Origin of the sequence: Natrinema sp. 1APR25-10V2 (assembly GCF_031626495.1) — an archaeon.
GTDB lineage: Archaea > Halobacteriota > Halobacteria > Halobacteriales > Natrialbaceae > Natrinema.
The window spans coordinates 1-12,151 of sequence record NZ_JAMQOJ010000014.1 but is presented as its reverse complement, the minus strand read 5'-3'; the positions used below and the strand labels follow the sequence as shown (position 1 = coordinate 12,151).

Annotated in this window: 13 protein-coding genes; 10 read left to right on the top strand and 3 right to left on the bottom strand. The window is 64.5% G+C overall.

What is annotated here, in order from left to right:
- The 7 genes from NDO75_RS27655 to NDO75_RS27625 form a co-directional block, all read left to right on the top strand.
- A partial coding sequence (locus NDO75_RS27655) for a DUF6691 family protein (RefSeq protein WP_310909760.1) occupies positions 1–209 on the top strand: 209 nt, incomplete at its 5' end.
- Positions 210–224: 15 nt separating this feature from the next.
- Entirely contained in the window at positions 225–1,406 is a 1,182-nt protein-coding gene (locus tag NDO75_RS27650; RefSeq protein WP_310909759.1) for an anion permease, read from the top strand.
- A gap of 431 nt (positions 1,407–1,837) precedes the next feature.
- Positions 1,838–1,987, top strand: coding sequence for a hypothetical protein (locus NDO75_RS27645; protein WP_310909758.1), 150 nt, complete (start codon positions 1,838–1,840; stop codon positions 1,985–1,987).
- Position 1,988: 1 nt separating this feature from the next.
- Positions 1,989–2,987, top strand: a complete 999-nt coding sequence (locus NDO75_RS27640; protein ID WP_310909757.1) for a sulfite exporter TauE/SafE family protein — start codon at positions 1,989–1,991, stop codon at positions 2,985–2,987.
- Between the two features lie 146 nt (positions 2,988–3,133).
- Positions 3,134–3,535, top strand: a complete 402-nt coding sequence (locus NDO75_RS27635) for a helix-turn-helix domain-containing protein (RefSeq protein WP_310909756.1) — start codon at positions 3,134–3,136, stop codon at positions 3,533–3,535.
- A 736-nt stretch (positions 3,536–4,271) separates the two neighbouring features.
- On the top strand, positions 4,272–4,517 hold the full coding sequence (locus NDO75_RS27630) for a PRC-barrel domain-containing protein (protein WP_254762853.1): 246 nt from the start codon (positions 4,272–4,274) through the stop codon (positions 4,515–4,517).
- Between the two features lie 4 nt (positions 4,518–4,521).
- Positions 4,522–4,980, top strand: coding sequence for an NOB1 family endonuclease (locus tag NDO75_RS27625; RefSeq protein WP_310909755.1), 459 nt, complete (start codon positions 4,522–4,524; stop codon positions 4,978–4,980).
- 36 nt (positions 4,981–5,016) lie between these two features.
- Here the strand turns inward: NDO75_RS27625 and NDO75_RS27620 are convergent, their stop codons facing one another.
- A complete protein-coding gene (locus NDO75_RS27620; protein ID WP_310909754.1) occupies positions 5,017–6,150 on the bottom strand; it encodes a type II CAAX endopeptidase family protein in 1,134 nt (377 codons plus the stop codon).
- A gap of 85 nt (positions 6,151–6,235) precedes the next feature.
- Entirely contained in the window at positions 6,236–7,531 is a 1,296-nt protein-coding gene (locus tag NDO75_RS27615; RefSeq protein WP_310909753.1) for a glucose-6-phosphate isomerase, read from the bottom strand.
- A 210-nt stretch (positions 7,532–7,741) separates the two neighbouring features.
- On the opposite strand from NDO75_RS27615, the gene NDO75_RS27610 reads away from it, so the two are divergent.
- From NDO75_RS27610 to NDO75_RS27600, 3 genes are all read left to right on the top strand, one after another.
- Complete coding sequence (locus NDO75_RS27610) at positions 7,742–8,215, top strand: DUF5812 family protein (RefSeq protein WP_310909752.1); 474 nt, start codon at positions 7,742–7,744, stop codon at positions 8,213–8,215.
- A 130-nt stretch (positions 8,216–8,345) separates the two neighbouring features.
- Positions 8,346–9,227, top strand: coding sequence for a protein translocase subunit SecF (gene secF, locus NDO75_RS27605; RefSeq protein ID WP_310909751.1), 882 nt, complete (start codon positions 8,346–8,348; stop codon positions 9,225–9,227).
- Positions 9,224–10,846: a preprotein translocase subunit SecD gene (locus NDO75_RS27600; protein ID WP_310909750.1), complete on the top strand. Its 1,623-nt coding sequence runs from the start codon at positions 9,224–9,226 to the stop codon at positions 10,844–10,846. Before secF ends, NDO75_RS27600 begins: the two co-directional genes overlap by 4 nt.
- Before the next feature lie 218 nt (positions 10,847–11,064).
- Here the strand turns inward: NDO75_RS27600 and NDO75_RS27595 are convergent, their stop codons facing one another.
- A complete protein-coding gene (locus tag NDO75_RS27595) occupies positions 11,065–11,781 on the bottom strand; it encodes a plastocyanin/azurin family copper-binding protein (RefSeq protein ID WP_310909749.1) in 717 nt (238 codons plus the stop codon).
- Positions 11,782–12,151 lie beyond the last annotated feature (370 nt).

Here is a 12,151-nt window from a genome sequence, read left to right as displayed (position 1 = left end):
TCGACCGGAACGTCCTGGTCGGCGGGGCGATCTTCGGCGTGGGCTGGGGCCTCTCGGGGATCTGCCCCGGCGCGGCCTACGCCAGCCTCGGCGTCGGCAACGTCACCATCCTCTGGGCGCTCGCCGGTATGTTCGTCGGCGCCTACCTGCAGGGCCGGTGGCGGAGCCGCACATCGAACACCGATTCCGTGGCTGCGGACGCCGACTGACACGCTTTTTCGCCAATGGAATTGACTCTCATCGCGCTGTTCGTCACCGCCGGGTTCGCGAGCCTGTTCATGGCCTGGGTCATCGGCGCCGGCTCGAGCGGAGCGACGCCGTTCGCCCCGGCGGTCGGTGCCAACGCCATCTCGACGATGCGAGCCGCGTTCATCGTCGGTGTCCTCGGGTTCGCCGGAGCCGTAACACAGGGAGCGAACGTCTCGGAGGCGATCGGACGCGGACTGGTCGGAGGCGTGAGTCTGCCGGCGATGGGCGTCATCATCACCTTGCTGATCGGTGCCGGCCTCATGGCCGTCGGAATTCGGACCGGTTATCCCATCGCGACGGCGTTTTCCGTCACCGGTGCCGTGATCGGCGTCGGCCTCGCACTCGGCGGGACGCCCGTCTGGGCGAAGTACCAGCAGATCGGGACCGTCTGGGTGCTGACCCCCGTCGTCGGCGGCGGCATCGCCTACGGGATCGCGAGCGTGCTTCCCCGATCCGACGTTCCGGAGCGGGTCAGCATCCCGCTACTGACCGGACTGGTCGGTGCCGTCCTCGCGAACGTCGAGTTCACGTTTCTCGGTCCCACCGGCTCGACCGGCTCCGTCGCGGGCTCTCTCCAGCGACTCGTCGGACTCGAGAGTCGGTTCGCGCCGATCGCGCTCTCTCTGGCGGTCGCGACCGCAGTTGCAGGTCTCGTCTACTGGGACGTCCGTCGAGACGAAACTGGCGGACTCAGACGCGTACTGTTGGCGCTCGGCTCGCTGGTCGCGTTCTCGGCCGGCGGCAGTCAGGTCGGGCTCGCAGTCGGGCCCTTGCTGCCGTTACTCGACGAGGTCGAAGTCGTCTCGACGATCGTCGTTCTCGTCGGCGGCGGACTCGGCATCCTCGTCGGCTCGTGGACCAGCGCGCCGCGGATGATCAAGTCGCTCGCACGGGACTACTCGTCGCTCGGGCCGCGCCGCTCGATCGCGGCGCTCGTCCCCTCGTTTCTCATCGCACAGCTCGCCATCCTGCTCGGCGTGCCCGTCTCCTTCAACGAGATCGTCGTCAGCGCGATCATCGGAAGCGGAGCGGCGGTCGGCGGGAGCGATGCGATCAGTCCGCGAAAAATTCTGGTGACGATCGGGGCCTGGGCGGCGTCGTTCGCCGTCGCGTTCGTCATGGGTTACGGATCGGTTGCAGTGTTGCCGGTGATGTAGGGAGGGAGGACCGCGGTTCTGGCCGCTCCCGCGACTCCAGTCGTGGGTGTGTTCCGACCACTGCATCCTGCAACCGAGTCTCCGACACTCTGTGCCCATGAACCGCAGACCGCAGTCGGCGGTGAAGTCGAACTGCTTTCCGCACTGCCCCGGTTCGGCCGATAGCGTCAGCGACGATTCCGAGGCGTGAGCGATCCGAACCGGTTCGCGCGCGACCGAATCCGACGCGCGATCGAGCCGGTCTTGAGGAGATCGGCGAGAGTGCCGTATCCACATAACGTATGCGTATATCTCGGTGGGATAGTCGTGTGATCCATCGCACCAATATTGTGTGCTTGATCCAAAACCGTTAATAGCGTCTTTGGATTACGGCTCACCGAAGAGGGACAGATGATATATCCACGATTATACAGAGCCAGTAGTGAAAACCGATGATCGGGTCCGGAAATATTGCCGCTATCGCCGACGCAGGTGCGCTCATCGGAACGGTGTTCGGCGAAGCGATCGTCCTGTACGTCGGGTACGGCGCGCTCGAACAGTCGATCGGACACCGAATGGTCGAGAGAATCAGGCTCGAGTAAGATGGAGGTACTCGGACTCAGCCTCGTACTGATAGCGCTGTTCGTCGGGTTCGGGCTGCTCATCGGAATCCTGTTCGGATTCTTCGGGATGGGCGGGTCGTTCCTCGTCACACCGGCACTGCTCGTCATAGGGTACCCGTCCCGGGTCGCCGTCGGGAGCGGGTTGGCGTTCGTGTTCGGAACGAGCGTTATCGGCGCGCTCCGCCACCGCGAACACGGGCAGGTCGATTACAAGCTCGCGGCCATCATGACGGCGGCCATGACCGTCGGCATCGAAGGCGGGAAACGCGTCGTTTTCTTCCTCGACGCGACCGGTCGAGCCGACCTCATCATCAGCGTCGCCTACGTCGGCCTCCTCGGCGCCGTCGGCCTGTTTACGCTGCGTGACGCGTGGACGGCCGACGACACCGCCGATGCGAACACGCTGGAGCTCGCGGAACGAGTCCAGTCGCTTCGGATTCCCCCGATGGTCACGCTGCGCGGTGACGTCCGCGTGTCCGCGACCGTCATCTTCGCCATCGGACTCGTCGTCGGCGTCCTGTCCGGATTCCTCGGCGTCGGTGGCGGGTTCCTGCTGATGCCCGCGATGATGTACGGACTCGGCGTCCCCGCCGCCATCGCCGTCGGAACGGACATCCTCCAGATCACGATCTCCGGAGCGTTCGGCGCGTTCGTCTACGCCCAGTCCGGCGCGGTCGCGCTGCCCGTCGTCGGATCGCTGCTCTTCGGAAGCGCGCTCGGTGCGCGGATCGGTGCCGGCGCGACGCAGCTCGTCGACGAAGACGGTATCAAGGGCTACTTCGCGACGATGCTGCTCGCGGGGAGCGTCGCGGTCGCGACGAAGGAGCTCGGAACCGCATACGGAATCGACGTGCTCAGTACGGTCAGTATCGCGCTCATCATCGGTGCGACGGTGCTCGTCAGCGGCGCGATCGTTCTCGCTGCCGTCTGCCAGCTTCGCGCCGGCTCGGGGACCCTCTGCCGGCTGACGACGTCGTGATCACCGAGGATTGATCTACCGGCCTGCAAGACCGTATCGGGTCACGAACCGAGTATCCGTCGCCCGGAACCGACGGAGCTACGCAGGATTGTGTGATACCTACACAAGTCTTTTAACTGCATGGTCCCTACCTAGCGGTGATTCCAATGCCGGATTCGATGTCTGAACAACTCCAGCAAGATATGCAGTGTGAGGGTCTCCTCGAGTGCTTCCACGGTCTCAAACAGCTCGACAAGGAGTGCTTTCGGGCCCTCGTGAACGCCGAAGAACCGATGACCGTCGACGAGATCGCCGAGACCGTCGACCGGGAACGCTCGACCGCGTACCGGTCCGTGCAGCGTCTCCTGCAGACCGGCTTCATTCAGAAGGACCAGATCAACTACGATCAGGGCGGCTACTATCACGTGTACTACCCGACCGACCCGTCCCAGATCGCCGACGACATGCAGCGAATGCTAAACGACTGGTATGCGAAGATGGGCCAGCTCATCCAGGAGTTCGAAACCAAATACGAGCAGGCCGAGACGCCGACCCCGGTCGAAAGCTGACCGCAGCGGGTCCGATACAGTTCTCTCATCTCTCCCGTAGCTGAACTCGGTCTTCTTCCACCCCACCTCTCGTAGATGGCGGAATATGTTTCCGCTACCTGTGTCGAGTTTCAGTATAGTGTACCGTCATCCCGGTAGTACGACTGCGATTTTCGCCCGTCGCTGCTCTGTCGAGGCGGATCTCGAGCGTCGAGTGCCTCTCTTCAGCGATTCAGCGTATATCGCGCCTATAGCCGCTATTCTACCCTTCTCGCCGCCCATTGTTCCCTACGTCGAGGACGATGCGGCCGTCACGGACGTGGCAACACCCTCCCGAGATAGCAACAGCAATATTGTCCAATAGTGTGCTTTATACAAAATATAGTCTGGCATATTTGTCGGCTGAGGACCCACGTAAACGGAGGGCGTGATATCCGACGGTCGGCTTCGATCACATACTTCGTCAGCGAAACGGAATTGCGCCTCATCCCACTCGAGACGCAGATATTCGGTACGACGACGAGAACCGATGTCGGTCAGCGACCTCGAGTCGATGAGCCGGACCCATCGTCGGCCGATTCGGTCGCGACCGGCCGCGGGACGAACGCTGACCGCTATCGCTCGCGGCGGTTCGTCGATTCACCCGCTCGTGTACGTACTCCGGTCAGATCGCCGACTCGGCGGTGACGGACGGGCTCCGACGGTGTTTCGAGTGGTCCCCGTGGTCTTTAATACCGATTAGTAAGTACGGGCATGCATGAGCGATATACTCGCTGAAAACCTCTCGGGGAAGTCCGTCATGGGGTCTGACGGCACCGAGCTCGGACTGCTCTACAACATCACGATGGATCTCAAATCCGGGGCGCTCCACGATCTCGTCATCGAACCCGACGAAGAACTGTCCCGGCGCGCCGTCGACTTCGACAGCGACGACGCCGGCCGCTTCCTCGTCCCCGTCAACCGCGTGCAAGCGGTGAAAGACTACATCGTCGTCCAGCGCTAACGGTATGTACGTTCTCGACTCCTCGGCTTTTATCCACGACTTCCATACGACAGAACAGACCGCGACCATCCCGCTCGTCCGCGAAGAACTCGAGGACGAGAGCGCCTATCGCTACGACGCGATGGAAGGCTCCGGGATGCACATCCATATTCCCAACGACGACACCACCGAGAAGGTCCAGCGTGCAGCCAAGGAATCCGGCGACCTCGACGTGCTCTCGGACACCGACGTTCGCCTCGTCGCGGCGAGTTTCGAACTCGACGGCGTCCTCGTGACCGACGACTACGCGATGCAAAACGTCGCGGAGAAGTTGAACGTCGACGTCGAAGTCATCGCCCGCGACGGCATCGACGAACAGCGTCACTGGCAGTTCCAGTGTCAGGGCTGTGGCCGCGAGTTCGACGAAGAGAAGGACCGATGTCCGATCTGTGGGTCGGCGCTGGCTCGGAAGAACCCCTCGTAACTGAGCGCGAGCGATTTGTTTTCGCGGACGGAGGGGTTAGCTGTAGATGAAATAGAGGTTCGCGAACGTCACTGCGTTGAACAGCCCGTGGATCAACGCCGGAACGACCAGGTTGTCGGTCCGTTCGTAGATCACGCCGAGTACGAGCGAGAGCCCGAAGACGGTACCGAGACTGGCGATCACCGCCCCGAGGCCGGCGGTCGCGTACGCGAGCGCGTGGACACCCGCGAAAATGACACTCGAGACGGCGACGGCACCGAACCGCGAGAACGTCTCGTACAGCGACTTCTGAATGATGTTCCGATACAATAATTCCTCGAACGGACCGATAACCAGGATGGCGATCGGAACCAGAAGCAACATCAGTTCAGGGGTCTCTGCAGCGTCCTGCGTCGTCGCGTGCTCCGCGCTCTCGACGCCGGTCGATTGCATGAGCAGGGAGATCGCGTAGACAGTCCCGATGAGAACCATCACGCCGCCGACGGTCCAGCCGATCTCGCGCAGCGTCGGCCATCGAACGTCGATGTAGGACAGGTCGCGGTCCGTCGTCCGAAGGAAGGCACCGACGACTATCGCCGTGCCGACGATGACGCCCATCTGGTTGATGAACTGCTCGGCGACGGCCCGCTCGATCTCCGGAAGCGTCTCGATGAACGGAATGGCGAGCAAGTAGAGGACTGCCCCCACGAACATAGGCGCGAGAAGCCCCGCGAGCCCAACGACCGACAGGCTCAGCGTCTGGTTACTCCGGCGCTTGAGGCCGGCGAGCCCGATATCGTAGTAGTCCGCGACGCCGATACCGGCGGTGAGCCCCGCTGTCAGGAACGCGACGAAGACGATCGGTATCGACACCGAAATCGCCGGGAGGGCGGTCGACGCCATGACGCCCTGATTCAGAGTGTAGCCGGCGAGCAGGACGACCGCGGCGCTCGAGACGGCGGCGATCGGTGCGGCGACGCGACGCCCGATATCGGCGTGACGACGGGCCAGAAAAGCGAGGACGGCCGCGACAGCGAACGCCGCTCCCGCCCAGACGACGGGGTCGTCGACGCCGCGGCGAACGGGGACGAGCATCGCGACCATCGTGATTCCCGCGAGAGTGGTCCCGATTCCGGGGATCACGTCGGATGCGATCGGGCTGGCGTCGTCAGCCCGTGCAGTCTCGGTCATACGTGACTGTTCGTCCGAGGACCCATAGGCGCACCGCAACCGAACGACGCCGCTCGAGCGAGAGAGAGTCGCGCGGTTCGCCCGACTATCGCTCGACTCGGAGCTCCGTCTTCTCGGCGACCGCCTCGGCCTCTTCGAAGTCGCCGCCGCCCAGCAGGCCGCGAGTCGCCTTCTTCGCCCACTCGACGGCCGGCTGCTCGAACGTGTTCACGCCGTAGAGTTCGCCCGCGAGCACACAGGCGGCCTCCATCCCGTACAGCAGCCCGCCGAGTTCGTACTCGTCGACGCGCTCGAGTTCGACGCGGACGTTCGGCCGGCCGGCCGCCGCGAGGCTGGCCTCCGTGGCCTCGAACTCCGCCTCGAGGAGTTTCCCGAGCGACGAATCGCCGAGGTACGCCAGCTCCTCGACGTCGGTGGCGGGAATCCCCCGATCGCCGCCGCCCCGCGGCGTGACGAAGGTGACGAGCTTGTCCCGTGGGCCGGCCCGATACAGCTGGAGTTGCGAGTGCTGGTCGGTAACGCCGAGCGCCCGCACCGGCGTCTGGCCGAGGTCGTCTTTCCCCAGGCTCTCGGCCCAGAGCTGCGCGAACCACTCGGCCGAGGTCTCGAGGGATTCCGCGTACGGCATCATCGCGTTCACGCCCGCGCCTCGCTGGTCCAGCGCGTAGGTCGTCGCGCCGTAGGCGTACGCCGGACAGTCGAACAGCGAGCCCGACAGCGTTGCGGCCTCGGCGGCCGCGCCCTCGAGCAGCGCCTCGAGGTCGTGCCCGCAGACCGCGGCGGCGACCATGCCGACGGCCGACAGGGCCGAGAAGCGGCCCGGCACCCCGTCGGGCACCACGAGCGAGGGCAGGTCGTGGCGATCCGCGAGATCGCGAAGCGGACCCGCTTCGCCGGTGGTGACGATCGTCCGCTCGGTCCAGTCGACGCCGGCCGACTCGAAGGCCTCGCGGACGACCAGGAAGTTCGCCAGCGTCTCCGCCGTCGTCCCCGACCGCGAGACGACGTTGATCGCAGCGTCCGCGAGCGAGAGGCGCTCGAGGTGGCGCGTGACCCACTCGGGATCGACGTTGTCGAGGAAGACGGTCTCGGTGTCGGACTCGAGCGCGTTCGCGATCGTCGCCGCGCCCAGCGAACTGCCGCCGATGCCGACGGTGATCAACGCGTCGGCGTCGGCGACCGGCTCGACGGCCGCCCGGATCTCGTCGGGCTCGGTCCGCTCGGGGAGGTTCAGCGCCTCGTAGCCGTGTTCTTCGTTCGCCATGCCGCGCTCGATGCGCTCGTGGGCGTCGGCGACCTGCTCGTCCAGCCGCTCGAGGGACTCCCTCGAGACGCCCGGCGAGGCCACGGACGCTAGTGCGTTACCGATATCGACGTTCATATCTCAGCACGCACCCGCCTGGGCTAAAGGCGTTCCTGACTGCGTCGGTCGATCCACCTCCTCCGACCGATCGGCTGCGCCGTATCGGCCCGCGGGTCAAACCACCGCCGGGTGGAACTTTCACCGTATCCCCGGCTTCGAAACAGACGGGAAATCGAACGACGGATAGAAGCCGAAACCCGGAAACCGATCCCCCGCTTACGAGCCCCCATGACCGACAAGACGGGCACGTTCGTCGTCACGCACGCCGAAGACGAATCGGCCGTCGTCCGCGACGTCGAGACCGCACAGGTCCACACCCTCGCGTCGAATCCCGGCCTCGAGGTCCACGACGTCCTCGAGGCGACCGTCGCGCCGGAACCGCCGCTGGAAGTCGCCTGGGAGGTGATCGACGTCGCGGAGCGGCGATCGATCGACCTGGTCGACAGCGACCTCGAACCGACCCAGCAGGAGAAGGAACTGGCAGCCGCTGCTGACGTCGGCGACCTCGTTCAGGAGGAACGAGCCGGCACCGGCGAGATTCACGTCTTCCGCGTGCCCGAGGGCGACGTGGAGCCCGCAGCGCGGGACGTCCTCGAGGACGAGGAGACGATCGCGCGGGCGGCGCGGCTCGAGGCCGTCCGGGTAGAGGTGCGTCGCTCGGCCGACGACGGCGTGTTGAGCGTCCGGTATCTCCCGGACTGAGCCGTGCCAGCGCCGCGATGACGCCGAACCGAATTCCCGGAACTGCGTTCGTCGGAACGTCAGCCGGACGGGCTCGAGGGCCGGTCAAAATTGAGAAGGCTTACTTCGGGCGGCTGCAAGTGTCCGGTATATGGCGTATTTCAACGTACCGGAGATCGATTACACCCGGTACAGTAACCGCCAGCTGGCGGCGGTTCCGCTCGCGGTTCTCGCGGTGGCACTGCTCGTCCTGAGCGGTTCGTTTCTCGTGTACGGGACGCCGGTTCCGCTGGGAATGGACTTCGCCGGGGGGACCGAGTTGACCGTGCAGACGACGACGCCGCAAAGCGAGATTCCGGCGGCGTTCGACGAACAGCCCGAGTCGGTGACCAGCGCGGGAGGCAACGAGTACATCGTCCGGTTCTCCTCGAGCGACGCCCAGGAGCTGCGACAGCAGGCCACGGACCCAGAGACCGGACTGGAGCAGGACGGAGACGCCGATATCGTCCAGTTGACCTCGTCGACGTCGGCGAGTTTCGGCCAGCAGAGCCAGCAGACGGCCTTGATAGGCCTCGTCGTCGCGTTCGTCGGAATGAGCGTCGTCGCCTTCCTGCTCTTCCGGACGTTCGTCCCGTCGATCGCGATCGTTATTTCGGCGTTTTCCGACCTGATGATCCCGCTGGCGTTCATGCGGCTGGTCGGGATTCCGCTCTCGCTGGGGACGGTCGCCGGCCTGCTGATGCTGATCGGGTACTCCGTCGACTCGGACATCCTGTTGAACAACCACATCCTGCGACGGAGCGGTGACTTCTACGAGAGCACCCACCGCGCGATGCGCACCGGCGTCACGATGACGGTCACGTCGATGGCCGCCATGCTCGTCATGGGGGTCACGGCGTTCCTCTTCGGCATCGACCTGCTGGCGTCGATCGGCATCATCCTCTTCGTCGGCCTCGCAGCCGACCTGATGAACACCTACATGTTGAATCTGAGTCTGCTTCGCTGGTACAAGTTCGAGGGGATCCGCTCATGAATCCGATCGAGGCGATCAAAGGCAACTGGCGCGTCCTTCTGCTCGTCCTGTTCGTCGGCTTCGCCACCGTCGCGCTGTTCGTCCCCGGCGGGATCATGGCCGACGACGGCCTCGCCGCCGACAGCGTCGAGAGCGGTCCGACCAACCTCGAGTTCGGCCTCAGCCTCGACGGCGGCACCCGGATCAGGGTCCCTGTCACCGGCATGACCGCCGAGAACATCGCGCCGGGTATCACCGAGGATAATCGGATTAGCCAGCAGGAGCAACAGCGCATCGACGAGATCGAATCGACGCTGTATCAAGAACTCGGACTCGAGACGGGCAACGCCAGCGTCGACGTGCAAGAGGACGGCACCGTCACCGCAGAGGTCTTCACCGACAACGTGAGCGAAGCCGAGTTCGCCGCGGCGCTGCAAGCCGCGGATGTCGATACGTCCGAAGACGACATCCGTTCCGGCGTCACGCAGAAAACCCGCGATCAGATGATCAAAACGATCCAGACGAAGATCAACGCGGCCGGGCTCTCCGGCGGCACGGTCTACGAGGCGTCGACGGTGAACGGCGAACACTACATCGTCGTCGAGGTCCCGAACATGGGGGCCGACGAACTCCGCGACCTGCTCTCGGAGCGCGGGGTCGTCGAGGTCGTCGCCTACCATCCGAACGAGAGCGGGAACCAGACGAACACGACGGTGCTGACCGGCGAGGACATCGCCACGGTCGATCCGCCGGAACAGCCCGAACGAGGAACGGGGTACGTCGTCCCCGTTCAGGTCAACGATCAGGCCGCACCTCAGTTCCAGCAGCAGATGAACGACCTCGGCTTCACCGGCGAAGGGGTGGGTCGATGTAACCTCCGCGGCGACAGCGAGACGATCAGCTTCGACCACGAAGGGCAGCAGTACTGTCTCCTGACGGTCGTCGACGGCGAGGTCGTCGACGCACACAGTATGGGACAGACTCTGGCCGATCCGATGCGAAGCGGCGAATGGGCCGAAGATCCGACGTTCCAGATGGGGGCACAGAGCCAGCAGGACGCACAGTCGCTCTCGGTCAACCTCCGCGCTGGTAGCCTGCGCGCGCCGCTCGATTTCGAGGATAGCCAGATCTACTCGATCGACGCCTCCCACGCCGAACAGTTCAAACAGTACTCGCTGCTGATCGGCCTGCTCTCCGTGATCACCGTCAGCGGCGTCGTCTACACCCGCTACACTGACACCCGCGTCGCCCTGCCGATGATCCTCACCGCGATGGCCGAGGTGGTGATCCTGCTCGGCTTCGCCGCGGTGATACGCATGCCGCTGGATCTCTCCCACGTCGCCGGGTTCATCGCCGTCGTCGGGACCGGGGTCGACGACCTCGTGATCATCGCCGACGAGGTGATGGACGAGGGCGACGTCAGCTCCGTTCGCGTCTTCCAGTCGCGGTTCCGCAAAGCGTTCTGGGTCATCGGCGGCGCCGCGGCGACGACCGTCGTCGCCCTCTCGCCGCTGGCCGTGCTGAGCCTCGGCGACCTCCGCGGATTCGCCATCATCACCATCCTCGGCGTCTTCATCGGGGTCCTCATCACCCGGCCCGCCTACGGCGACATCCTGCGGCGGCTGCTGACCGACCGATAGCGCTCGTTTGCCTCCGTTTCTATCGCCCGTTCTGACACCGTGGACACCAGTCCACGCGCTCGCCGTTACCGTGAGCCTGGGCGAAATCGTACGACACGGGATTCTCGCAGGACGTACAGATCGGCATCGCGATCACCGGCGTACACACCAGTCCGACGGACAAGAGCGATCGGCCTGCAATCGCGTCGCGCTCGAGCAAAACCGACGAGACGCCCCTCTCAGTGTCCGTCGTGACCGCCATGATCGCCGTGGTCGCTGTGATCATCACTGGCACCGCCATCGCCACCGAGCGCGCTCGTGACTCGTTCGTTCAACGACGTCAGCTTTTGCCGGACGGTATCCGACTTTTCCGACGGCGGTTCCGCCAGGGCAGACTGCCCGTTCGGATCGGGCGTTCCGACGATGACGCTACCGATCATCCCGCCCGTCTCGTGGGGCGTGCAGTAGTAGTGGTAGACGCCCTCGGTTTCGAACGCGTGCTCGAACGCGGCATCCTGTTCGGAGAGGACGCCGCTATCCCACGTCGCCGCTCCGTCGGGGACCAGTTGCGGTTCGTCGTTGTCGGCGTGGTAGGCAGTCGTCGAGTGACTGCCGCTCTCGTTGGTCCAGGTGACGCGGCCGCCCGTCTCGACCCAGACGACGTGCGGGTCGAAGTGCTGTCCCGAATCGGCCGTGGCCATTGCTACCTCGGCCGTTTCGGACGGCCCCTCGAGTGCCGCGTCGTGTCCGTGGCTCTCGTTGCCGCCGTGAGACACGTCCTGGCTGGTCTCGTCGCTCTCACTCTCGTTTTCGTCGCCGCCGTCGTGGCTGTGATTGTCGTCATCGTGCTGATCGGTCTCGCTTTGGCCGCTTAGACAGCCCGCGAGCCCGATTCCGATCGCGCTGCTCGCGATCCCGAGCACCGTTCGTCGAGGCAGCTGGTCGTTCCTCGTCATTCCACTAGAGCGGTACCGATCGCCCGATTTTCTTATCCGGTACGTAGAACAGTACGGCCGCGGCAATCATCTTAGCCAGCGCATAACGCGCGTCTCGGTGGGGCGACTGCGGATCGTGGTCGAGCCCGCTTGGAAACTGACGACTCGAGACGAGGTAGCGGGACTACTCGGAATCTCGACGAACGAAAGAAGCCTAGGCCGGGCTTTGAGTGTTAGGTTAACAAGCCCGCTAATAAACAGAGATCATTCTCTGGGCCTTGTTTGAACGCGTGATTTCACGGCTGTGAGTCATCGATGGCGCGTTCGATGTTGCGGACCGCGGATTTCATGACAAGTTCACGGAATTGTCCGAACCAGGTTCTCGACCAGA

Bases quoted from the DNA above. Each gene is read 5' to 3' on its own strand.
- NDO75_RS27650 (WP_310909759.1), top strand. From the start codon at position 225: ATGGAATTGACTCTCATCGCGCTGTTCGTCACCGCCGGGTTCGCGAGC.
- NDO75_RS27645 (WP_310909758.1), top strand. From the start codon at position 1,838: ATGATCGGGTCCGGAAATATTGCCGCTATCGCCGACGCAGGTGCGCTC.
- NDO75_RS27640 (WP_310909757.1), top strand. From the start codon at position 1,989: ATGGAGGTACTCGGACTCAGCCTCGTACTGATAGCGCTGTTCGTCGGG.
- NDO75_RS27635 (WP_310909756.1), top strand. From the start codon at position 3,134: ATGCCGGATTCGATGTCTGAACAACTCCAGCAAGATATGCAGTGTGAG.
- NDO75_RS27630 (WP_254762853.1), top strand. From the start codon at position 4,272: ATGAGCGATATACTCGCTGAAAACCTCTCGGGGAAGTCCGTCATGGGG.
- NDO75_RS27625 (WP_310909755.1), top strand. From the start codon at position 4,522: ATGTACGTTCTCGACTCCTCGGCTTTTATCCACGACTTCCATACGACA.
- NDO75_RS27620 (WP_310909754.1), bottom strand. From the start codon at position 6,150: ATGACCGAGACTGCACGGGCTGACGACGCCAGCCCGATCGCATCCGAC.
- NDO75_RS27615 (WP_310909753.1), bottom strand. From the start codon at position 7,531: ATGAACGTCGATATCGGTAACGCACTAGCGTCCGTGGCCTCGCCGGGC.
- NDO75_RS27610 (WP_310909752.1), top strand. From the start codon at position 7,742: ATGACCGACAAGACGGGCACGTTCGTCGTCACGCACGCCGAAGACGAA.
- secF (WP_310909751.1), top strand. From the start codon at position 8,346: ATGGCGTATTTCAACGTACCGGAGATCGATTACACCCGGTACAGTAAC.
- NDO75_RS27600 (WP_310909750.1), top strand. From the start codon at position 9,224: ATGAATCCGATCGAGGCGATCAAAGGCAACTGGCGCGTCCTTCTGCTC.
- NDO75_RS27595 (WP_310909749.1), bottom strand. From the start codon at position 11,781: ATGACGAGGAACGACCAGCTGCCTCGACGAACGGTGCTCGGGATCGCG.